Raw genomic sequence first — 23,126 nt, forward strand, 5'->3', positions numbered from 1 at the left:
CTTTGATTCTGATTTCTGTCCTCATGAACAACTTAAGAATGAATCGGCAATACATAAAACAACACACAAAAAAAGTGAGCAACACTGGCTGCTAATACAAATAGGTGCCAGACTGCGTGGTGATATTTAAACCCACGCCAAACATAGAAAATGGCTCCGAGTGTATACAGTGCGCCCCCAATAGCTAAATAGGTCATCCCTTCCAGAGATAGATTATTCACTAATGGTTTCCATGCGAAGACAATTAACCAGCCCATGACCACATAAAGCGCCGTTGATGAAAAAAGGTACTTTTTCACAAAAAAGCATTTAAAGACGGTACCCGCAATCGCAAGTCCCCAAACGATTCCAAAAAGTGACCAACCTAGTGTTCCTTTGATTACGATTAATAAAAATGGTGTGTAGGTCCCGGCAATAAAAAAGTAAATAGACGAATGGTCAAAAATTTCAAAAATGTCCTTTGCCTTTCCTTCAGGAAAACTATGAAGCAAGGTAGATGACATATAAAGTATAAACATTGTTACTCCAAAGATCGTGAAGCTAACCACATGCCACACCGTTCCATATAGGGATGCATATACAATTAAAATAACTAAGGCAGAAATGCTTAATAGGGCCCCCACTCCGTGTGTGATGGAATTAGCTAGTTCCTCTTTTTTTGAAAAAGTATGTGTAGCTGCCAATAGAATTTCCTCCTTTCAAGTAAAGCGCGATTCAATTAAATAGAAATGATATTCATGAAAATAACATGATTATCAAAGAAGGACAATGGACATTTGTCATCTACAAAAACTAAAAAAAGTGAAACTTATCGTTAAGTATCACTTTCCTTTCTAACCTTATTAACATTATCGATTATTTTCTTAATACTTTCTCTCGGACACCAGCAATTAAATTTGTAGTTCGTTTTTGTCTCAAAGCCTAAACGACTACAAAAGTAGTGCATCCCCTCTGGCTTTTTTTCTGCTTTAAAATGCCTGCATGTCGCACAAAAATGGAAATCTTTCATTTACTCTCCTTATCTTTTCTTAAACTATTAATCTTTCGTTCATAATTTATTAATAATTATCCATTAAGATTTAAATAGGTTCACGGAAGAACCTTAAACCTCCGCCCCCTTAAAATATAGATTAGTTTGAATACCCGGCCCCATGGCCGGGTAATTTTTTTATAGAAATTTCCACACCTGGATAAGTATACTTCTCCTAAACCCTGTCAATAACAATACCAATCAAGAAAATAGATGAGGTGTTGTTTATGAAGGGAATTTATTTTATCAATGATCGTATTTGTTTAAATGGCCTAACTAAGGAAGAAAGTATTTCAGTTCAAGAACAATCCCTAAAAAAAATGATCCACGACCAAAAAATTCAAGTAGTAAAGTTCAACCCCTACCAGTTGAATGACTATTACACCATTCCACATGCACTTTTATACGATTTAAAAAAAGAAAAAGTTTCTATCGATTGTTTTTTGTATTACTCCTCACAGGTGATCGAAGAATTTATTTACAGCTATCCAGCTAAATGGCTTATTTTAAAAAGCTTCTTTAAGGAACTAATCTCTGTTGAGGAACAAAATGATTTAAATATTCAAGAAGTTGTTTAATCAAGAGAATTCTTTGCTTGCTTTCGATAAACAATAACAAAGTTAATCAGGATAATGATGACCATATAGGCGCCGTAAAGTCCGAAAGAATAAAGCTTGTTGTTACTAAATGAAGCACCTGCATACGACAAAAGCAGGATATTTGGAACTTTCCCGATTATGGAGGCAGTAAAAAATGTTAGCCATCTCACATGACTTAACCCACAAATGGTATTGACAACCGGTGCTGGAATGATAGGAATTAATCGACAGGTTAATATCGCTACAAAGGAATTTCTGTTTAAAAACTCATCGTATTCCTGAACTTTTGGATATTTCATCAGTTTATCCTGGGCAAAATCGCGAAAACCATACCTGGATAAGAAGAAGAAAGCCATTGTCCCAGCCATGGCCCCCGTTAAGGATACAAGCATCCCTTGGGCCGTTCCAAATACGGCTCCGATCATTCCTGCTAAAACTGGAAACGGGATGACAGGAAAAAAGACACAAATCGACACTAATAACATACTAATAACAATCGATAAGGCTCCGCCTTGTTTAACAAGATGCAGTAATTCATCTTTTTGAAAAAAACCAATCGCAATGATTACTAGCAATATCCCTATACTTAAAATTCTTTTAAACATCCGACAACTCCATTCACTTCAATTTTTTTGATTAGCCTTATCATACTATATTTTTAATTTTGAAAAAATAAAAAGAGCCTTTCAATGTTGAAAGACCTTTCTACTTATCTATTAAAATGCAGTCCTTGCACCAAGGTACCTTGGTTTCCAGTAGGAATTGGTCATATCTGCAATCGATACACCTTTTGATCCCGCTTGAATGAATTGGTTGTTTCCTATATAAATCCCTACATGCGTAGGACCTGGAGCATATGTTTCAAAGAATACTAGATCACCGGGATTTGGGCTGCTGACAGCTTTCAGTCCAGACCATTGTGTTGCTGACGTTCGTGGAATGGTTACTCCAACTTTATTAAATACATAACTTGTCAAACCGCTGCAATCAAAACCTGACGGCGTATTGCCACCCCATAAATAAGGTGTTCCAATGTATTTTTTGGCCTCATCTATCGCCAGTTGCGCCTTTGATACAGTTGGTGCAGGTACTGGATTTGATGTACCACCCGCATTTATCTTTAAGACTTGTCCTACATAGATCGTATCTGATGTGAGGTGATTCAGTGATTTAAGCTGGGCAATGGAAAGTTTGAATCGTACTGAAATAAGGTAAAGTGTGTCCCCTTTTTGGACCGTATAGGTAGGTGCAACTAGTTCGTGGCTGTGTGGTGCTAATAATGATAGCTTCTGATTTACATAGAGATTATCACTTGTTAGGTGATTCCAAGTTTTCAAGTCAGAGACTGAGACTTTGTTTGCTTGTGAAATCTTCCAAAGTGTATCCCCGGATTGGACATTATAAATGTTTTCATGTGCACTAGCAGAACCAACAAATGTAGAAAACAGGATTCCCGCCGTTGCTGCGAATGATAATAGTTGTTTTTTCATCGTAGCATCCCTTCAATTCGTTTGTGTACATACATCATAAACAAACATTAAGGATGGAATAAACCCCAAGGATATGGCTTACAAGGTAAAAAAATCCAATTCTAGCAAAGAAAACCGTAAATATAACAAACACAACTATGTAACTATTCACTATATATCATGTTTTTCATGGAATCTTACATTATTTATTAATGTTTTTGTAACATAAATGTAATACAAAAGAAGTTTATGATTTTTATAGATATCACATAATTCTCACTAGGATGTAGAAATATTGTAACAATACTCCCATGCACTGTGGGTTGATAAACCTATAATAAACCTATAGTTTTTATAAATATTAATGAATTTGGGTGATGATGATGCAAGGAATAGGAAAAGGACATCCACATGCTATGGGGCACCCTCATGGAATGAGAAATGTAATAGATTATGATAAAAATCCATTTATCGTTATTTGGGAAGTAACGAGAGCCTGTCAGCTTAAGTGCATTCACTGTCGTGCTGATGCACAGCTTACTCCAGACCCACGGGAACTTTCACATAAAGAAGGAATCAATTTAATTGATCAAATTTATGAGATGGATAATCCAATGCTCGTTTTTACAGGCGGGGATTGTATGATGAGAGAAGATCTTTATGAACTTGCTGATTATGCAATTAAAAAAGGGATGCGAGTGTCGATGACACCTAGTGCCACAGCGAATGTAACAAAAGAAAAAATGAAACAGTTCAAAGGTGTCGGACTCTCACGCTGGGGCTTTAGTTTAGACGGCCCAACACCCGAGATTCATGATCATTTCCGCGGGACCCCTGGATCATTTTATTTAACCGTTGAAAAAATTAAATACTTAATTGAATTAGACATGCCGCTCCAAATCAATACAGTAATCTCTCGTTATAATTATGACTCGCTTGAACAAATGGCAAAACTAGTTGGCGAGCTAGGCGCTGTTATGTGGTACATCTTCCTACTTGTCCCAACTGGCAGAGGTCAAATGGACGCATGTATTTCTCCTGCTGACCATGAAAAGGTGTTTCGTTGGTTGTATGAATTAAGCAAAACTGCACCATATGATATTAAAACTACCGCAGCTCAACATTACCGCAGGGTTGTTTTACAGCAAAAAACGCGCGACCAGTTAATTGAAAAAGGTGAAATTCATTACGAAGACTCGATTACAACTGATTTTGCTTCCATGCATGATGGCTTGAAGCGTGCGCCAAAAGGCGTAAATGATGGCAACGGCTTCGCCTTTGTCTCCCATATTGGAGATGTTATGCCAAGTGGATTACTTCCTATTGTCGGTGGAAACATCCGTGATACCCCGCTTGCAGAAATTTATCGTGAGTCAAAAGTATTTAAAGAACTACGTCAACCTGATAACTACAAAGGCAAATGCGGCGTTTGTGAATACAACAAAATGTGCGGCGGTTCCCGCTCACGAACTTATGCCGTAACAGGCGATTATCTGGAAAGTGAACCGTTCTGTGTTTATATACCACAATCGATGCGGAATAAAGAAACTTCACCAATCGTATAACCATTATTAATTAGTAAAGAGGTATTCTGCTATTAGAATGCCTCTTTATAGTCCATTAAATCTCTCATTTTCGAAATGGACAATAAAGTCAGGGAAACTCCTTATATAATTTTGAAAATTGAACATTAAAAGTTATGATTAGGTTATACATAATAATCTATTTATGGAATGATAATCGAATGAACTAAGGAGTTAACATGATTAGAACAATTGCCATATCCCAAACTAACCAATTGAAACCAGACCTTTCAATTGAGGAACTGATAAGAGGAGATTTTCTATGGTACTGGATTGATTTTGGGCAGCCAACCACCGAAGAAATTGAATTTCTAAGGACCCCTCTCTCCTTTCATCCACTAGCTATTGAGGATTGTGTCCATACTTTACAGCGACCAAAGCTGGATTATTATGAAGATTACACTTTTTTGGTTACGCAAGCACTAAATCAACAGATGCTTACAAGGGAAGAAATTGATTTCTTTCTTAGCAAAGACTACATAATTACTTTTCATCATAACTTTTCATCTGAAATTGAGGAGGTTTGGAAGCGACTTACTTTATCAACCAACGTTGAAGAGTGGGAGCCATCCCATATTTTGTACCTTGTTCTTGATAAAATGGTCGATAATTATTTCCCTCTTGTCTATCTAATTGAGGATCGGTTAAATGAAATTGATGAGAATTCAAAAGGAAGATCCATGGAGGCATTGCTTGAAGATTTGTTTGATACAAGGCACCATCTTCTATCATTGAGGCATACCATTACACCGATGCGCGATCTTATATATAGGGTCTTAAATTCACAGCGAATGACTTCGATTCAGGGGAAAAGGGAATACTATTCTGATATTCATGACCATTTGCTTAAATTAACAGAGATGATTGAGGCAAACCGTGAACTTACCACGGACATCAGGGATAGTTATATTTCGATAAATTCACACCAAACAAATCATGTAATGAAGGTCCTTACCGTTATTACCACGATTTTCATGCCGCTCACCTTTATTGCAGGTCTATATGGAATGAACTTTCATTATATGCCTGAGTTGACATGGAAATATGGATATTTCGCAACCATTGGGCTGATGATTCTCGTAGCGATCGGCATGTCGCTCTGGTTTAAGAAAAAAGGTTGGTTTAAGTAAAAAGACTAGCTGCTGCTAGTCTTTCTTGACTTCTACTTATTTCCACTCTTCAAAGTCAACAGTTCCCCCTGTTAAATCAATCGTGTTGCGCTCACCCTTATAATAGGTTTTCCCATCCTTTTCAAAAATTAGATTCTCATACGTATAGACCTTTTGTCCGTTTGGAAGATGGATAACCACCTTTGGTCCCGGATTTTCAATTGGTGCTTCAATTCGAATTGTGTCTTGATAGAAATAACGAAAACCAAAAAAACCGGCGGTTAATACAATACAAGCTAATATGAAAAAAAATAGACCCTTAAAGGATGATTGCTTAGGTTTAGAGTGGTATAATTCGGCTCTGGTCAACTTTTTCTCCTCCCATTGGGATTATTCAATTAGTTTTTTAAATAGTTAGAATAGTTCCATTCATGCCCATACCGTCATTTTTTATTCCTATTTAAAAAAAATTTAATACTTGTTAACCTATGCATCACCTAAGGAAAAGTTGATAATAATCGTATCAAGACACATCATTTTCGTAATTATGTATAATATTAGAGAAAGAAAACAGAAAGGGGTATTTGCTTTGCCTACTATAAATCCACAAGAAACGTTAAAATTAATCACTGACTTGGTATCCATTCCAAGCCCATCCGGAAACACAAATGAAGTGATTACCTTTGTTGAAAAATATCTTGCTGAGTTACAAATTAAAACCTATAGAAATCGTAAAGGCGGTTTAATTGCCACAATTGAGGGTATTGATTCAAGTAAGCACCGCATGCTTACGGCACATGTGGATACTCTCGGTGCGATGGTAAAGGAAGTAAAGTCAAATGGTCGCTTGAAAATTGACTTAATTGGCGGTTTTAAATATAACTCGATTGAAGGAGAATATTGCCAAATCGAAACCAGCAGCAGCAAAAAATATACTGGAACCATTTTAATGCACCAAACATCAGTCCATGTTTATAAAGATGCTGGAAAAGCTGAGCGAAATCAGGAAAATATCGAAATTAGAATTGACGAGAAAGTACATACTGCTGAGGATGTTCGTGCATTGGGAATTGAGGTCGGTGATTTTGTTTCATTTGACCCACGTGTAGAGGTAACTCCAGGCGGCTACATTAAATCCCGCCATTTGGACGATAAAGCAAGTGTGGCCATTCTCCTGCAATTAATAAAGCAAATTAAGACTGAAAATATTACCCTGCCATATACAACCCATTTCTTAATTTCTAACAATGAGGAAATCGGATATGGTGGAAACTCAAATATCACGCCTGAAACGGTGGAATATTTAGCGGTCGATATGGGAGCAATGGGCGACGGACAATCGACAGATGAGTATACTGTTTCGATCTGTGTGAAGGATGCAAGTGGACCCTATCATTATGAGTTGAGAAAAAACTTAGTTCGACTAGCAGAAGAAAACAATATCCAATACAAATTAGATATCTATCCTTTTTATGGCTCAGATGCCTCAGCAGCGATCCGCTCTGGTCATGATATTGTCCATGGTCTAATCGGACCTGGCATCGATTCATCACATGCATTCGAGCGCACGCACAAATCTTCCATTGATTACACGTCCAAACTACTGTATCATTACATTCAATCAGATTTAATTTAATCAGATAGGACTATTAAAGCTGGTGGTGGGTCCACCGGTTTTTTTACGATTCCATTTAGATTTTGTACAATTAATGATAAAAAGGTATAATAGAAAATGGTTTAACTAGCATTCATCACTAGGAGATGAAAATATGTTTTCTAATATTGGAGTACCCGGATTAATTTTGATTTTAATCGTAGCATTAGTCGTCTTCGGTCCAAACAAACTTCCTGAAGTTGGCCGTGCTTTTGGCAGATCGATTCGCGAATTTAAAAGAGCGACTGACGGAATTGCTGACGATATAAAGGAAGAGATAAAAGAGGAAATCAAAGAGACTAAACAAGAAACAATTAGTTTAAAAAAATAAGTTTTATGACTTATTGTCGTCAATCATAGGTAATTTCTTTCATCATTAAAAACATCCAAAAAACATCCCCATCATCGGATTGAGGGGATGTTTTTTCATTATTTTTTAGTAAATGCTTGAAATTGATTCATTAATTTTTGCCTGGATTTTGGATTACGAAGTAAATATGCAGCACCTAGTGCAACGGTGGTCATCATTAAATTTTTCTTTCTCATTTCAAACCTCCTCGGAATTAATCATTCTTAAATATTCCCTTTATTAAGTTATTTTAACAGCAGTAATTATTGACATCTTGTCATCATGAATAGGTTGAATAATTGAAGATTGAACTGTTTAAACAAAGAAAAAACTAATCCCTCTGAATTAGTTTTTCGATAGAAGCTCATTACTTTTTCAGTAATTCTTTGATTTTTTGATTATGCTGTTTTGTTTGATCTAACAGTTGATTTAGAAGTAACACGGCCTGTTTGTTGTCTTTCTTTTCAACGGCTTTCCTTAATTCATGGAATGTCCTCCAATGTGACATTTCTTTTCCGCCATGTGCCTGTTTTATAAATTCCTCTTTTGTTAACTTACCTGCATCAAATTGTTTTTTTAGTTCTTCTATTTTCGCCATTTTTTCTTTTTTCCATTGCTCACGTTTTTCAGCATTTTCAGGACTCATCCATTGGTTACTTAGTGTTTTCTTTTCCGCAAGGACGGTTGTCCACTCGCCTTTTTTATCTGGAGTATACTGGTCTACCCATGATAGAAGCATTTTCTCTCTTTCCGCCATCTTTGCTTGCCAATCTTTATGCATCATATGATGCTCTCTGCCCTCTTTACAATTACAAGGTGCTTTTTCCCTTTGCTCTCCATTATTGGTGTCAGGCACCGTCTGGTTTGCTGCAGCCACTCCCTGCACAGACAATATTAATCCTAATGATAAAAGTAACATTTTAAACTTCATAATTATCTCCTTCCTATTCTTTTAATTAGTAAAATAAACCTTTTTTAATGGTACGGAATTATCATTCCCAGTTCGTCAAAAAAAATTTACCATTTTGACAAATATTTAGTTATAAAACACTTGAGATTCTATTTGTATTATTGTATTCTAAAAACAGAGAATATATGTGAAATAATTCACAAGACAGCAAGAGCATTCGCTCTATTTTTTTATAATCCTCATGTGAAATGTTCAAAAATGGGGGTTACCAATTGAAAAAGGCAAACTCGCTGTCGACTCTAATCTTCGCGTTAAGGACACGAAAAATGTTTTTAGTATCGGGGACTGCTCATTATTCATGAAGGATGATAAATCTGCCCTGGCCCCGACTGCACAAGTGGCCTTGCAACAAGCGCCAGTCAGTAAACCTAACCATTATTTATGCTTATTTCCTTCCGGCTGGGGTACCCTCCCCCTGCTGGAAATTGAATAGAATAATCCCTAAGTAATTATGCCTTCAATCCCCCAATTTAAGGCATACAGCCCCATTCCAAATTTCTGGAGTGGGGCTGTATTTATATCTCAACGTAATTTCTAGAGCCATTCTAATAATTCAAGTCGATTGCCAAACGGATCATGTACATGAATTCTGCTCGCCCCTGGAAGTAGATCGTCCTCTGTATACAAAACTCCCTTTTCACGTAGATGACCTTTTAATTCCTCGATATTTTCTACCACTAATGCAGGATGTGCTTTTTTAGCTGGTGAAAATGGTTCCTCTACCCCAATGTGAAGTTGAAAGGTCCCAAATTCAAACCAAACCCCGCCGCGTTTCTTTAATTCTGCTGGCTTTTCAACTTCAATTAATCCCAGAATTCCATTGAAAAATTCCCTCGCGGTTTCTTCACAGCCCTTTGGGCCAGCAAGTTGAATATGATCGATCTTTTTTATTGCAAATGACATAGACACTCCTCCATTTGTCAATTATCCTCTCTAATATTTTATTAATTTTATAATATTCTTTCAAGTTGGAACTTTTTTAATTTTAATCGGTTAAACTGGGCTGTTGATTTCCACTCCAGGCGCGGGCGGTCCGTGGAGCCTCCTCGGCGCTAAGTGCCTCCGGGGTCTCCCCTGCCCCGTCCTCCCGCAGGAGTCTTCGCGCCTTCCGCTCCAATCAACTTGGCTATAAAAATCAACTATGACCTTTAACGCACCCAATAAAAAAGCTATTCCCGCAAACACGGAAATAGCTTTCTCTAATAGACATCTCTCCTAGTAAAGACAAAAAATGAAACGAATAAGGCAACTGCCCACCACACAAAAAGGATTTGGATGGAAAATGAAAGATCCATGCCTTCAATCGGAGGTGCTGTTCCTTTCATATAATCGGTTAACCGTAAATTAACCATAAAAAAGTACTTGGCAGATTCCCAGGAGGATACCATGTTCGTTAATATAGCTCCTGAGATTAAAGAGGCAAGCATGACACCCATGCCGGCAGCCGTACTGCGAATCAAAACCGACAGCATAAAGGATAAGGTACCGACGACAATAGAGACAAACCAGACCAGTCCAAAGTCCATTAATAAAAATTTCCATTGCCCCATAAGTTTGACTTCTGAAGTATTTAAGCCTGTTTCGGTCACATTAAAGCCTGTTAAAATGGGTGCACCCCAGCCTTTGTACCCAAACACCAAACCAGAAATCAAATAAGAAAGGATTCCTGCGATCGCAATAATTAAAGAAATGGCTAAGCAAAGCGTTAAATATTTACTTAAGAGTACCTTCCATCGTTTGACCGGCCTCGTCAATAGCAGTTTAATTGATCCTAAACTGTGCTCGGATGAAACCAAATCACTGGCAATGACCATGACCATTAATGGAATAAAGAGATCAATCGAGTTTTCTAAGAAAATCCTCATAAACGTTGGTGCACCAGGCTCAGAAGGATTAATATCATGATTCAGATAATATTGTTGCTGTTGCAGGGATATTTGCAGCTGTTTCTTCCATTCATCAGTAATCCGACTGCTGCTCAAACGATTGGTCGTATCAACAATTTGCTGTTGTAAAATTGTTCGCCAATCACTGGTTCCCAATTTTTCTCGTTGTGTTTGAACTTGTTTATATTGTGCATATGTAAATAACATGACAAGGACGCCAATAATGATGGCAATAACAATAAGCCGCTTCTTGGCAATCAGTTTCATCATTTCATTTTGAATCAATTTATTCAATCGTGTCACCCCCCGTTAGTTCGAGGAATAAATCTTCCAGGACTGGCATTTTTCGATTCATTTCAGTCACAGCAATGCCTGCTTCAACCAGCTGCTTATTCCAAAGGGGTATCTTTTGTTCATTAAATTCTGTCAAAATACTACCATCTTCTGTTACATCAATTTTTGTTAACGAACTTAATACTTCCTTTCCCTTCTCAAGCGGATGAACATGCCAAACGACTCTTTCGCGATTTGCCAGCAGTTGATGGACAGTATCCGTTCGTATAATCGTCCCTTTTGAAATAATCGCGACACGGTCACATAAAAGTTGAATTTCGCTTAGCAAATGACTGGAAACTAAGACGCTTAAGCCTTCCTCCTCCGCAAGAAATCGGATAAATTGTCGCATTTCACGGATTCCTGCTGGATCCAACCCATTAGTTGGCTCATCAAGAATCAGCACTTTTGGTCTCCCTAATAAGGCTTGAGCAATCCCAAGACGCTGTCTCATTCCTAAAGAATAGGTTTTTACCTTATCATGAATTCTTTCAGTTAAACCAACAAGTTCAGTTACCTCTTTGATTCGTTGTTCTCCAATTTCTTCGAGCATTCTGGCAAAATGAAGGAGGTTATTATACCCGGAAAGATAGGGATATAATTCGGGATTCTCGACAATACAACCAAGATTGGTCATTGCTTCTTGAAAATTCTCTTCTATATTCGCGCCACAAATGTGAATGCTGCCGGATGTGGGTTTGATTAATCCAACGAGCATGCGGATCGTCGTTGTTTTCCCTGCTCCATTTGGGCCTAAGAAGCCAAATACCTCTCCTTCCCGTAAATCGAAAGTCAATCCCTTGATAATTTCCTTTTTTCCAATTACTTTTTTAAGATTTTTTACAGATAGTGTAATGTTTTTCTCCATCGAATTCCTCTCCTTACCAGGTAAGCAATGAAGCTACCCGTTCGGCAATTAAACGATACCCTTTTGAATTTGGATGAAACTTGTCAGCATATAAGTAGTCATTCACCTTTAACTCAAACAAGTCGAAGGTTGGTACAAACACGATTTTTGGAAAAGAGGCACTGACTTCTGCACTGTCGTAATTCCAGTGGCGGACCACTTTCGACATCTCTTTTCCCTGCTCTAATTCAATAAATGGATTATACAAACCAATGAAAAACACATTGGCATTTGGATTGTTTTTACGTATTTTCTCAAAAACAAACTTCAAATTATCCAGGTATTTCTTCTCAATCGCTGCAATATCTTCAGGTTTAAAATCGCTTAAGCCTTGCCCCCCGCGGAACAAGTCGTTTCCGCCAATCGTCACTAGGACAATATCAGCTTTTTGAATTTGGCGCCCTACTTCTGTTTCCTGTACTTGCTTCCTTAGAGATCCAGATCTTTGTCCATTGATACCAAGGTTGGTAAGCTGTACAGTACGCTTTGTTTTTCCCTTGATTTCATCAATCAAGACACCCACATATCCTTTTCCGGTTTCATCGCCTGTTCCTCGAGTTAACGAATCACCTAACGCCACGATGGTTAACCCTTTTTTATTTTCCACCTTGGAAACGGTTTTTGCTACTGGAACCTTTTCTGGTTTTCCAGCATAAAATTCCTCTACCGCCCAGCCAAGCCCGATCAGCCAGAGGAGGCAAAATAATACAGCTATGCCCGTGATCGAACGTATGACATTTTTATTCATTAAATAACATCCTTTCTGGCCATTTCTCTTTTTAATTTAATCATAGTTGAGATATGAATCAAACTTTCAAGGACCATATATCGTATAAAATAGATAAAGTTCAAAAATTGTTAACTTCTACAACTATTTTCCCTAAATAAAAATCAAAGGAACCGTTGAGAGGATTCCTTTGATTTCTATTTGTTCTCCTATTTCGTCCCTGTTTCTATTACTACATTCCTCAATTTCCTAATCAAGTAAATAACTATAATTAAGATGAGAAGAACCACGCTGGTTAAAATTAAATATTTCCTTATGATTTCAAAAAAAACTTCCCATTGAGGACCAAGTATTTTTCCTAAAGAGATAAAACTCGAAACCCAAATCGCTGACCCAAGCCCTGTATACAAGGTATAAATCCTAATTGGTAAACGAGTGACCCCAGAAAAATAACCGATAAAATGTCTAAAGACTGGAATAAATAAGGCAATGATTAATAGTTTGTTGCCATATTTTTTTAACCAGTTTGAAATTGAATTCAAACGATCTGGCTCTAAATGTAGCCGCTTCCCATGCTTTTCAAAAAAATGCATCCCAAGCTTACAGCCTACCCAATAGGAAAGCAACATACCTAGCGTACAACCAGCTGCAGAAGCGAGTATACTTCCAAACCAATTAAGCTTTCCAAGAAAGGATAAAAATCCTGCATATGCCAACATTGCTTCCATCGGAATCGGAAGTGCAAATATACCTAGTGTAATGGAAAGAAAAAGAACAAGATACCCGTACTCGTTTATGATTGTCGTTAAAAAATGCAATAATGTTTGCTCCTTTCCTAAAAGGGATATTTGGCATTGATATGGCATTAATTCTTATTGGTATTTTATCCAAACTTCTCTAATATAGTTATCGACTTATAGATTCAAATTATATTTTTAAGAAAGGCTGTTCGTAAGTTCACTACAAAACAAGCCGACCTCTATATTAGAAATCGGCTTGTTTCTCTGTTATTCTTCTAAATTCCCCATAGGACCAAAAAATTCAAAGTGAATTCTTTCTTGATTTACCCCTAATTCTTTTAATGAACGGTTAATAGCTTTCATAAATGGAACGGGTCCACAGAAATAAAAATCGGCGTCCTTGGTAGTGATTTTTTCTTTCAGCCAATCACGGGTTACATGGCCTTCAACATCAAAGCGATTATTCTTACGATCCTCTTCTGTCGGTGAATCGTAAAAGAAAAAGGAATTTACGTTTTCAAGTATAGATACCTCTTCTACTTCGTCCCTTAGAGCATGTACATTCCCATTTGCAGCCGCATGGACAAATGTTACCTTACGTTCTGGCTGGAACTCAACGATTGTTTTTAACATACTCATCATTGGTGTTAAACCAACACCCCCACTAAGTAACACAACAGGAGTATTCTTATTAGTATCAAGAACAAAATCCCCTGCAGGAGCACTTACTTTTAAAATATCTCCTCGGTTCACTCCGTTATGTAAGTAATTGGACACCATTCCGTCTGGATTTTCAGTTCCAGTTTCGCGTTTAACACTAATTCGGTAATAGTCTTTACCTGGGGCATCTGAGAGACTGTATTGACGAATATGTGTGAACTTTTCACCTGCTATTTCTAACTTGATACTAATATACTGGCCAGGGGTAAAATCGGCAATTCCTTTGTTGTCTTCTGGTTTTAAGTAAAACGAGGTGATCACTTCACTCTCAACTACTTTACGGTCAACAATAAAGTTACGAAATCCCTTCCAACCACCATGTTGATTTTCAGTTTCATCATATAATTCTGCTTCTACACTGATAAAAACATCTGCAATTACATTATACGCTTGGGCCCAGGCGTCAATAATCTCGTCTGTTGCTGCATCACCTAATACATCCTTAATCGCTAGCAGTAGATGTTTTCCGACAATCGGGTAATGTTCAGGTAAGATGCCAAGGCTTCTATGTTTTTGTGCAATTTGTTTCACTACTGGAAGAATAGCTTCCAGATTATCGATATACATGGCAGCGGCATATACCGTTCCAGCCAATGCTTTTTGCTGTCTGCCTTGTTTTTGATTAGCATGATTAAATATATTTAATAATTCAGGATGGTTGCCAAACATCAATTGGTAAAATCGAGTTGTAATTGTTTCCCCATGTTTTTCTAGAACAGGTACAGTTGATTTGATTATTTCTATCGTTTTTTGATCTAACATTTTCAACACTCCCTATATATTTCACTGTTTCCATAGTGATTATATGATATTTGACGCACAAAATAAGTGATTTAAATCACAGACTACTATTATTGAATAATTCGAACTAGGTCCTTTTTGGTGTTTCTCTCATAAAAACTTCACAAAGTTTTCATATTTTAACATGACAAATATAACTTGTTGGTTAATATTCCTTCTTGTAATGTTGAATCTAGTTATCAAAACAAAGGGAATAAAACTGACATGTGTAATGAGTAATATTGAGATTATATGAGATAGAAATAAGAGATTTCACTGGAGGAAGAGGATTAACATGAATGCAGCAAAAATTGCATGGATTACTGACACAACGGCTTCGCTAAGCAAAGAGTTTATCGAGCAAAATAATATACATGTAGTTCCACTTAACATTGTAATTAACCAAGAATCCTACAAGGAAACAATAGATATTACACAAAAAGAGTTTTATGAGCGAATGAAACATGAGGATTCGAAATTTCAAACCTCCCAGCCCGCCCTGGGTGATTTTGTGGAACTTTATACAAGGTTAAAAGAAGACTATGACTATGGAATAGCCATTCATGCTTCCAGTCGCTTATCAGGGACGTTTCAAACCTCTGTAATGGCAGCAGAAATGGCTGATTTTAAACTGTTTCCGATTGACTCCCTGACAGGTTCCTACCCTCTTTCTTTTTTAATAAAAAAAGGGATCGAACTTGTGGAAAAAGGACATGAGAGCGGTGAGGTTGTCGCAGAATTAAATGCACTACGCGACAATACACGCTTATATTTAGTCCCCTCAAATCTGGACCAACTAAAAAAAAGCGGCAGAGTATCCGGCGGCCAAGCAATACTAGCTTCATTATTTAATATAAAGCCGATTTTAGCGATTGAAGACGGTGGCGCTAAGATTAAAGATAAGGTTCGCACCGAAAAAAGAGCGATTTCCTGGTTGATTAATAATTTACAAACAGACATGGAAACAACGAATGTTAGGAAAGTTGCTATCGTTCATGCTAATGATATCGAGAGAGCTGCCGTGCTTGAACAATTAGTCAACGAAACATTCCCTGATATCCAAACTGAGTTAATGATGCTGATTACTGTGGCAGGCGTGCATACTGGGGTAGGAACGCTTGGACTGTCGTGGGTTTGTGAATAATGAAAAGGACTGAAGCATTCAGTCCTTTTTCTACATTTTGAAAAAAATCGTACCCGTGACCTTGCAAAATAGGAGAATGTAGTAACGATAATTAACTATGGACTGTTAGAATCTTATTAATAAATATTCTACAAAATCCCCTTAGCTTTCGCTTCAATTAACCAAGATGGGAGTTCATTCAGCAACTGATTATACAACTCTTCATCTGTGGTCTTTTCGATATCTTTAATATGAAAAAAGTTAGCATTATCTATAAAACGACCTTCCATCGTGTCCAATTTTTCCAAGACTTCAAAATTGGAATCACCGATACCAACAAATTGCCAAAAAATCGGTTTTGTAGACGATTCAACTACTGGTTTCTTAATTGTTCTTTTACAGCCCCCATCATTTATGAAAACAATAAAAGCGGGTTCCTTTGACGGAGATTCTATCGTGTATTTCTGAATTACATCCTCCATGACTGGCGGTTCATCATTTCTTCCGAATTTATGTATTAAATCGTTAGACAGAATATAATCTTCAACATAGTTGGTAAAATCCCTCTCCGTAACAGATTTCAACCGAGAAAATTCATTATCATAAACCCAAACATCCAATGATCCATCATCATCAAATTGGCTAGCAACTGCAAGAATCCGTTCCACAACTTTTTGAACCGTGCCATTTTTGTATAAATTTCTCATTGAACCTGAAATATCCAACACTAATCCAACTCGAGCAACTACATTCGTTAGCTTTTTCTTTTCCAAGACAATTCCGGCCGTTTTTTTCAATAAATTAATTGATGACATCTGTAACCCTCCCATAATGTAATGATGCGAGTCCGCTTTACGAAACTTATTCTTCTTTTATTATACTCCATTTCAAAAATATGTTAGTATTTCCCACCTACTTAATCTATTATTTTGTATAATAGGTTTAATTAGTTGTGAAAAAAACTTGAAATGGATTTGAAATGATGAAAAATAGGAAAAGAGTGTTTTTATTGGTAGGAGTTTTTACCGCCTTAGGTTTAATTTACATTGGCATATTACAAATTAAAATTAGTCAATATAGTAACATGGAGACACCTAAAAATGCAGACTATTTGATTGTCCTCGGGGCAAGGGTAAAAGGAACCGTCCCTTCCTTAGCGTTTGCGAGCAGAATAAATGCCGCTGCAGACTATTTAAAGAAAAACCAAGATACACTCGTCATTGCTTCTGGGGGGAAAGGATCTGGTGAAGAAATATCCGAGGCTGAATCCATCAAGAGAGAACTTAAGAAACAAGGAATTAGCGAGAATCGGATTATCTTAGAGGATCAATCAACTGATACATATGAAAATATTAATTTTTCGAAAAAGCTTATTCCCGAAGGTGCCAAGTTTGGTCTTGTGGTTACAAATAATTTTCATCTATATCGGGCAGTCTCAATTGCCCGTGATTATGGCCTACAGGTACAGGGACTCCCAGCAGAAACACCATGGATTGCTGTGGTAAAATCCTATTCCCGCGAATATTTGGCGATTACTAAATTCTATCTAAAAAGATATTTCCTTGATTAAATCCCTGTAGCTAGAGTTTTTCAATAAGTTCATGCAAAAGAGTACTGAAAAATCAGTACTCTTTTGCTGTATTAATTATTACTTATTTTTGCATAAATACATGTATCACGTAGATCTTTTCTGTTCGCAGACATTTCATCATTTCTTAAAATGCCTTCTAAGGTAAACCCTAAGCGTTCAGGAATGGCCCGACTTTTGATATTTTTTGAGTCACAACGAATTTCAACCCGTTTTGCTTTGAGTTCAGTAAAGGCAAATTTCGTAATCGCCTCTGCCGCTTCCGTTATATACCCCTGCCCGCTATAGCGTGTATCGATCCAGTAACCTATTTCAACCTTCGGGATATTCCAGTTGATCCTGTGCAATCCAGAAGAACCGATGAATTCTCCTGTTTCCCTATTAAAGATATGTAACCTCAAATCCTCGCGAGTTAAAAACTTAGCATGTGCCTCACGCATGTTTACTTCTACATCTTCCTCGGTTTGCTCCCGGTGGGCCCAAGGCATCCATTCTTTTAGTTCATTTAACGAAGACTGCATTGCTTGGTACACCACTTTACCATCTCCGGGAAGTGGCATGCGAATAAGTAATCTTTCTGTATAAAATTGATTTGGAAAGTCTAGTAGTATTGGTTTCATAATTTTGCCCTCCTTCTGAATATAAACAATTCGCTACGATTATTGTTCATTCCTTTTTTCAGAAAAAAATATGGAGGAGCCGATTCGCTGATTGAAAAATCCGCTGATACGCCGAAAGTTTAATTCGCTCATTATACAGAGAAATTCGCCCATTCAACTAATAAATTCGCTCATAAAACCAAGAAATCCGCCCATTCAATCGAAAAATTCGCTCATAAACTTAATTTCGTATACTGTTACAGCACAATATAAAATAAAAAAGACTCTTCCTAACCAGGAAGAGCCCGAAAGTTTGCTATTTTTAGTATGCTTTTGCCCAATAAACCATTTTATTGGCTTCTTTTCCACAGCATACACATTTGTCAGATACTTTTTCTTGCTCGAATGGCAAACATCTAGATGTTGCCCCTGTATCTTCTTTTATTTTTTCCTCACAAGCTAATTCGCCGCACCACATGGCCTTGATAAAACCTGGTTTTGCTTCGAGTGATTGCTTTAACTCATCAAGTGTTACAGCAACAGTGGTTCTTTCTTCACGATGAGTAAGTGCTTTATTATATAAATTTGTTTGAATTTCATCTAATAACTCAACAAGCTTCGTTTCTAATTGGTCGAGCGGAACAAACACTTTCTCTAAAGTATCGCGTCTTACTAAAACCACTTGCTTGTTTTCGATATCTTTAGGTCCCACCTCAAGACGGACTGGAATACCTTTCATTTCATACTCATTGAACTTCCAGCCTGGCTTTTTATCACTAGCATCGATCCCTACACGTACAACACTTGATAAAGTCTCTTTTAACTCATAGGCAAAATCAAGAACGCCTTCTTTATGCTGAGCAATCGGCACAATCATCACTTGAGTTGGTGCAGCTTTTGGCGGAATCACAAGGCCGCGGTCATCGCCATGCACCATGATTAAGGCACCGATAATCCTTGTGGTGAAGCCCCAAGAGGTTTGATGTACATATTGGAGCTTTCCTTCTTTGTCTGTATATTGAATGTTAAATGCCTCGGCAAATCCTGTACCGAAGTGGTGGGATGTACCAGACTGTAATGCTTTTCCATCATGCATTAAGCTTTCTATCGTAAAAGTAGCTTTCGCACCTGCAAACTTTTCTTTTTCCGTTTTTTGTCCTTTTACAACTGGAATCGCAAGGATTTCTTCACAAACTGCGGCATAAACATTTAGCATTTTAATGGTTTCTTCCATAGCCTCTTCGTCAGTTGCATGCGCTGTATGACCTTCCTGCCATAAAAACTCTAATGTCCGTAAGAATGGACGGGTTGTTTTTTCCCAACGGACCACGTTTGCCCATTGGTTATAAAGCTTTGGCAGATCTCTGTAAGAATGAATGATGTTACTATAATGCTCGCAAAAAAGAACCTCTGATGTAGGGCGGACAACTAATCGTTCTGCCAACGGTTCAGATCCACCATGTGTGACCCACGCCACTTCTGGTGCAAAACCTTCAACATGATCTTTTTCTTTTTGCAGCAAGCTTTCAGGAATAAACAAAGGCATATAAACATTTTCATGCCCCGTTTCTTTTATACGGCGATCCAATTCATTTTTTATATTATCCCATAAAGCATAACCATATGGTCGAATAATCATCGAGCCACGAACACTTGAATAATCAATTAAGTCAGCTTTTGTTACCACATCGGTATACCACTGGGCGAAATCATCGTCCATTGCAGTTACATCTTTTACAAATTCTTTTGCCATGTTTGACACCTCATTAAATTTTTTTAAATAAGTAACGGTCGCTTCCGCATTTCTACACAAAAAGGCCTTGATCCTCAAAAAAGGGACCAAGGCCTGGCGGTACCACCCTAAATTCATAAAGCAAAAAGCTTTATACACTTTCCATGATAACGGACATTATCCGCATGTATCTTCATATGTATCCGATACAGAACTCAGAGGCAGGTTCAAATGACTGTCTTAAGAAACCTCGCACCCTTGGTTTCCTCTCTTGGTAAGACCTTTTCACTTTACTAATCCCCGTCACAGTTTCAATAGTATTTTTGAAAATTATATATTTCATTATAAAAAAAGTCAATTTTTTTATGGAATATTTTGCTGAAGCCAGCAATTTTCCTTAAAATATACTTTAAACGTCTATATAAATCAGTTAAAATGCTAGTAATTAGAAAAAATGGGGTGGCTTACTTGGAAAAAAAAAAGGATGATCTCCAACAAGAGGAAGAAGAAAAAGAATTTCTGCTTGAATATATCAAAATGCAGAATGAGGCCATGAAAAGAATTTATAAAAATACCCTTGATAAAGAAAATAAAGAATAAAATCGATCTCCTACTATTCCATATCCTAATTTAACCTCATTAATATTCATAAAACGTTCATATTAATCACTAAAAATACAAATTTGAATGGGTCATTTCCATTTATAATACTCATATGTTGTACATTATTTAATGAATAAAACATACACATCTGAGGAGACATAAAATGAATATTTTTGCGATTATTTCGGCGATTGTAGTTGCCATTGGTACCGGATATTCCATTTATTCTGTTTACCGTCATAAAAATAAGCTAGCCAATACATCTGGGATTATGATTAGTATGGTCATTGCGGTAATCACAGGGTTACTGACCGGCAGTATCATTGGCATCATTTCCGGTGAGATTTTTCTAGTAGTCGGAGTCAGTATGATTATTGGTTTCGTCGTAGGGTTCTTAGCTGGACACCCCGTTGGGATATTAGCCATCCTAATGGGATCAATTTCTGGTTTAATGGGCGGGATCATTGGAGCTATTCTCGGTGCCTTTCTTCAATTTATTAATCCTACTATTTTACTTGGAATCTTGTTAGGTTTTTATATATTAATTATCGGATTCGTAATCATGTATCTTTTCGTGGAATCGAATAATAAATTATCCCTTGATACACAAGAGCTCTCACCATTTGCGATCATCGCAGGAGGCGTTGTGATAGTATCATTATTTTTATTTATGTATAGCAGTGATATGGTCGAAATTCCAGGTCAAAGGCAAACAACGCAAACAGCAACTCAACAAGCTGCTACTAGTCAAGAGGTTCCCAAAACGGAAGTTGATGTGACAAAGGAAAGCAAGCCACTTGTAAAGATGGAAGTAACCACACAGGGGTACACGCCTAATGTTATTCGAGTGAAAAAGGGTGTACCAGTAGAACTAGAAATTAAAAATCCATTGGATAGTAGTAATTGTATATCCACCTTTATGATTCCTGATTTTAATATTAACAATGTCAACCTAAAAACTGGAACAACAAAACTAACCTTTACTCCGGATAAGTCCGGAGAATATACCTTTAGCTGCGGAATGCAAATGTTTAAAGGGACAATTATTGTTGAATAAGAATGCCAAAAGCACACGACAACTTTGAACTGCCCCCCGTCAAGTAGACAGTGGAAATAATAAAAATGCACTAAGCGGCTTTAGCTCTATATTCCATAGGGCTAAGGCCGTTTAGTCGTTTTTGATATCTTTCATAATTATAAAATTTAATGTAATCGTCTATCGCAATAGAAAGTTCTTCGAATGTCTCATACTTATGTAAATAATACTTTTCACATTTAAGTGTTCCCCAAAAAGATTCCATTGGCCCGTTATCAATACATCTACCCACCCGCGACATACTATGCGTCATCTCTTCGGCATCTAACTTTCGTTTAAATCCATGAGAGGTGTATTGATACCCTCGATCACTATGAATAAGTGGTTTGTCTCCATCTAAATGGGTTATTGCTTGGTCTAGTGTCTTAAAGACAAGGTTATTATTATTTGAATGTCCTAAAACATAGCTAACAATCGACCCATCATATAGATCACGAATCGCACTTAAATAAGCCTTTTTTGATTGGCCATATTTAAATTCGGTGACATCCGTAACCCATTTTTCATTCGGTTTTTCCGCTGTGAACTCACGATTGAGCACATTTTCTGCAACGTGTTGGGGAGTTGAGGGCTTATAACGTTTCTTCTTTTTCCGAATGACGCTTTCAAGGCCAGATATCTTCATTAGTCTATAAATTCGCTTATGATTGAGGTCCTCCTCGAATTTTCGATTCATATTTAAAGTCATTTGACGGTATCCATAGATTCCATCAACTTTCTCATGAAGAGCCTTCATTTCCTTTATAATTTCTTCATTTCGAAGCTCACGAACAGAAGGTGTGCGATTTAGCCACTTATAATAAGCAGATCGTGCAATTCCTGCAACCTCACAGAGTAAGACAATAGCGAGATTTTCTTCCTGATGTAGCTCTTGAATTGCGTTATACTTATCTTCAAATCGAATTTGACTTATCTTCGCCTCCTTTCGATCTCCTCTAACTTTTTTAAGAATTCGTTCTCTGCACGTAAACGTTCATTTTCTTTTTCCAGCTTTCGCATCTCGAGTTTAACCTTATCTTCTGGAGAAAGCTCTGCTTCTACTTTATTCTTTCCTCGCTTATCCCTAAGCGCTTCGTCTCCACCATCTTCATGCTTTTTAACCCACTGATATACTTGTTGATAAGAAACTTGATAGGTCTCGGCTGCTTTTTGATAATCTTTACCGTTCTCCAAGCAATAATAAACAATTTGTTTCCGTTCATCTAAAGTGGTTTTTCTTCCTTTAGTCATAGAGCTCGTCCTTCCGTGTGACGTATCCTTTAATTCACTATGACTATTATACTTGTTAATCCATTTCCTGAGGACCGATAAATCCGATATTTCATACCTTCTTGTAATCTCTCGTAAAGAATATTTACCAGAAAGGTAATCCCTTATGGAGGATAGTTTTAGTTCCTTAGAATACCTTTTCCAAGTGGAAGACTCCTTTAGACCGTCCGTCCCATACTTATCAAATTTATGTTTCCATTCCAAAATAGAGGAGTGGTGTACTTTATAAATTGATGCGACTTCGTTTATCGAATATTGAT

Annotated in this window: 25 protein-coding genes and 1 other annotated feature; of the genes, 9 read left to right on the plus strand and 16 right to left on the minus strand. The window is 37.2% G+C overall.

Features of this window, described 5'->3' with window-relative positions; translation table 11 throughout:
• Positions 1-32 precede the first annotated feature (32 nt).
• The gene (gene trhA / locus AB7942_RS17885) at positions 33-683 is read right to left on the minus strand and encodes a PAQR family membrane homeostasis protein TrhA (RefSeq protein WP_088086830.1); all 651 of its coding nucleotides are present in this window, start codon (positions 681-683) and stop codon (positions 33-35) included.
• 574 nt (positions 684-1,257) lie between these two features.
• On the opposite strand from trhA, the gene AB7942_RS17890 reads away from it, so the two are divergent.
• Positions 1,258-1,608 (plus strand): hypothetical protein, encoded by a 351-nt coding sequence (locus AB7942_RS17890; RefSeq protein WP_369447914.1) that lies wholly within the window; start codon positions 1,258-1,260, stop codon positions 1,606-1,608.
• Here the strand turns inward: AB7942_RS17890 and AB7942_RS17895 are convergent.
• Together AB7942_RS17895 and AB7942_RS17900 are read right to left on the minus strand one after the other, a co-directional pair.
• Positions 1,605-2,234: a TVP38/TMEM64 family protein gene (locus AB7942_RS17895; RefSeq protein ID WP_369447915.1), complete on the minus strand. Its 630-nt coding sequence runs from the start codon at positions 2,232-2,234 to the stop codon at positions 1,605-1,607. The two genes, AB7942_RS17890 and AB7942_RS17895, sit on opposite strands and share 4 nt — an antisense overlap.
• Positions 2,235-2,345: 111 nt before the next feature.
• On the minus strand, positions 2,346-3,119 hold the full coding sequence (locus AB7942_RS17900; protein ID WP_369447916.1) for a C40 family peptidase: 774 nt from the start codon (positions 3,117-3,119) through the stop codon (positions 2,346-2,348).
• A 413-nt stretch (positions 3,120-3,532) separates the two neighbouring features.
• On the opposite strand from AB7942_RS17900, the gene AB7942_RS17905 reads away from it, so the two are divergent.
• Together AB7942_RS17905 and corA are read left to right on the plus strand one after the other, a co-directional pair.
• Positions 3,533-4,663, plus strand: coding sequence for a TIGR04053 family radical SAM/SPASM domain-containing protein (locus AB7942_RS17905; RefSeq protein ID WP_369447917.1), 1,131 nt, complete (start codon positions 3,533-3,535; stop codon positions 4,661-4,663).
• A 197-nt stretch (positions 4,664-4,860) separates the two neighbouring features.
• Positions 4,861-5,811 (plus strand): magnesium/cobalt transporter CorA, encoded by a 951-nt coding sequence (corA, locus tag AB7942_RS17910; protein WP_369447918.1) that lies wholly within the window; start codon positions 4,861-4,863, stop codon positions 5,809-5,811.
• A gap of 36 nt (positions 5,812-5,847) precedes the next feature.
• Here the strand turns inward: corA and AB7942_RS17915 are convergent, their stop codons facing one another.
• A complete protein-coding gene (locus AB7942_RS17915; RefSeq protein WP_369447919.1) occupies positions 5,848-6,159 on the minus strand; it encodes a hypothetical protein in 312 nt (103 codons plus the stop codon).
• Positions 6,160-6,337: 178 nt separating this feature from the next.
• Between AB7942_RS17915 and AB7942_RS17920 the strand changes: the two genes are divergently transcribed.
• Both AB7942_RS17920 and AB7942_RS17925 read left to right on the plus strand, forming a co-directional pair.
• The gene (locus AB7942_RS17920; RefSeq protein ID WP_483310884.1) at positions 6,338-7,426 is read left to right on the plus strand and encodes a M42 family metallopeptidase; all 1,089 of its coding nucleotides are present in this window, start codon (positions 6,338-6,340) and stop codon (positions 7,424-7,426) included.
• Between the two features lie 133 nt (positions 7,427-7,559).
• Positions 7,560-7,775 (plus strand): twin-arginine translocase TatA/TatE family subunit, encoded by a 216-nt coding sequence (locus AB7942_RS17925; RefSeq protein ID WP_098934029.1) that lies wholly within the window; start codon positions 7,560-7,562, stop codon positions 7,773-7,775.
• Positions 7,776-8,160: 385 nt separating this feature from the next.
• Here AB7942_RS17925 and AB7942_RS17930 read toward each other — a convergent pair whose 3' ends face one another.
• The 7 genes from AB7942_RS17930 to hmpA form a co-directional block, all read right to left on the minus strand.
• Positions 8,161-8,724 carry a hypothetical protein gene (locus AB7942_RS17930; RefSeq protein WP_369447921.1) on the minus strand — a complete coding sequence of 188 codons (564 nt, stop codon included), beginning with the start codon at positions 8,722-8,724 and terminating at the stop codon, positions 8,161-8,163.
• A 573-nt stretch (positions 8,725-9,297) separates the two neighbouring features.
• Positions 9,298-9,666, minus strand: coding sequence for a VOC family protein (locus AB7942_RS17935; protein WP_214712832.1), 369 nt, complete (start codon positions 9,664-9,666; stop codon positions 9,298-9,300).
• Between the two features lie 296 nt (positions 9,667-9,962).
• A complete protein-coding gene (locus tag AB7942_RS17940) occupies positions 9,963-10,943 on the minus strand; it encodes an ABC transporter permease (RefSeq protein ID WP_369447922.1) in 981 nt (326 codons plus the stop codon).
• The gene (locus AB7942_RS17945; RefSeq protein WP_369447923.1) at positions 10,936-11,850 is read right to left on the minus strand and encodes an ABC transporter ATP-binding protein; all 915 of its coding nucleotides are present in this window, start codon (positions 11,848-11,850) and stop codon (positions 10,936-10,938) included. The genes AB7942_RS17940 and AB7942_RS17945 overlap by 8 nt, the downstream gene beginning before the upstream one ends.
• 13 nt (positions 11,851-11,863) lie before the next feature.
• Entirely contained in the window at positions 11,864-12,637 is a 774-nt protein-coding gene (locus tag AB7942_RS17950; RefSeq protein WP_369447924.1) for an SGNH/GDSL hydrolase family protein, read from the minus strand.
• Between the two features lie 188 nt (positions 12,638-12,825).
• Positions 12,826-13,434 (minus strand): DedA family protein, encoded by a 609-nt coding sequence (locus AB7942_RS17955; protein WP_369447925.1) that lies wholly within the window; start codon positions 13,432-13,434, stop codon positions 12,826-12,828.
• A gap of 189 nt (positions 13,435-13,623) precedes the next feature.
• Positions 13,624-14,838 carry an NO-inducible flavohemoprotein gene (gene hmpA / locus AB7942_RS17960; protein WP_369447926.1) on the minus strand — a complete coding sequence of 405 codons (1,215 nt, stop codon included), beginning with the start codon at positions 14,836-14,838 and terminating at the stop codon, positions 13,624-13,626.
• 313 nt (positions 14,839-15,151) lie between these two features.
• On the opposite strand from hmpA, the gene AB7942_RS17965 reads away from it, so the two are divergent.
• Positions 15,152-16,000: a DegV family protein gene (locus AB7942_RS17965; RefSeq protein WP_369447927.1), complete on the plus strand. Its 849-nt coding sequence runs from the start codon at positions 15,152-15,154 to the stop codon at positions 15,998-16,000.
• Positions 16,001-16,128: 128 nt separating this feature from the next.
• Here AB7942_RS17965 and AB7942_RS17970 read toward each other — a convergent pair whose 3' ends face one another.
• Entirely contained in the window at positions 16,129-16,794 is a 666-nt protein-coding gene (locus AB7942_RS17970; protein WP_168243186.1) for a vWA domain-containing protein, read from the minus strand.
• A 185-nt stretch (positions 16,795-16,979) separates the two neighbouring features.
• On the opposite strand from AB7942_RS17970, the gene AB7942_RS17975 reads away from it, so the two are divergent.
• Complete coding sequence (locus AB7942_RS17975; RefSeq protein WP_369447939.1) at positions 16,980-17,549, plus strand: YdcF family protein; 570 nt, start codon at positions 16,980-16,982, stop codon at positions 17,547-17,549.
• 71 nt (positions 17,550-17,620) lie between these two features.
• Here the strand turns inward: AB7942_RS17975 and AB7942_RS17980 are convergent, their stop codons facing one another.
• On the minus strand, positions 17,621-18,187 hold the full coding sequence (locus tag AB7942_RS17980; protein ID WP_369447928.1) for a GNAT family N-acetyltransferase: 567 nt from the start codon (positions 18,185-18,187) through the stop codon (positions 17,621-17,623).
• A 301-nt stretch (positions 18,188-18,488) separates the two neighbouring features.
• Positions 18,489-19,919 (minus strand): proline--tRNA ligase, encoded by a 1,431-nt coding sequence (proS, locus tag AB7942_RS17985; RefSeq protein ID WP_088086811.1) that lies wholly within the window; start codon positions 19,917-19,919, stop codon positions 18,489-18,491.
• Between the two features lie 78 nt (positions 19,920-19,997).
• Positions 19,998-20,214 (minus strand) — a binding site (T-box leader).
• Positions 20,215-20,366: 152 nt separating this feature from the next.
• On the opposite strand from proS, the gene AB7942_RS17990 reads away from it, so the two are divergent.
• Entirely contained in the window at positions 20,367-20,498 is a 132-nt protein-coding gene (locus AB7942_RS17990) for a hypothetical protein (protein ID WP_369447929.1), read from the plus strand.
• Positions 20,499-20,664: 166 nt separating this feature from the next.
• Positions 20,665-21,558, plus strand: a complete 894-nt coding sequence (locus AB7942_RS17995) for a cupredoxin domain-containing protein (protein ID WP_369447930.1) — start codon at positions 20,665-20,667, stop codon at positions 21,556-21,558.
• A gap of 70 nt (positions 21,559-21,628) precedes the next feature.
• Here the strand turns inward: AB7942_RS17995 and AB7942_RS18000 are convergent, their stop codons facing one another.
• Positions 21,629-22,549: an IS3 family transposase gene (locus AB7942_RS18000; RefSeq protein ID WP_369447940.1), complete on the minus strand. Its 921-nt coding sequence runs from the start codon at positions 22,547-22,549 to the stop codon at positions 21,629-21,631.
• On the minus strand, positions 22,507-23,126 hold a 620-nt coding region (locus tag AB7942_RS18005; RefSeq protein WP_369447931.1), incomplete at its 5' end, for a helix-turn-helix domain-containing protein. The genes AB7942_RS18000 and AB7942_RS18005, both read right to left, overlap by 43 nt.

Source organism: Neobacillus sp. BF23-41 (assembly GCF_041106275.1).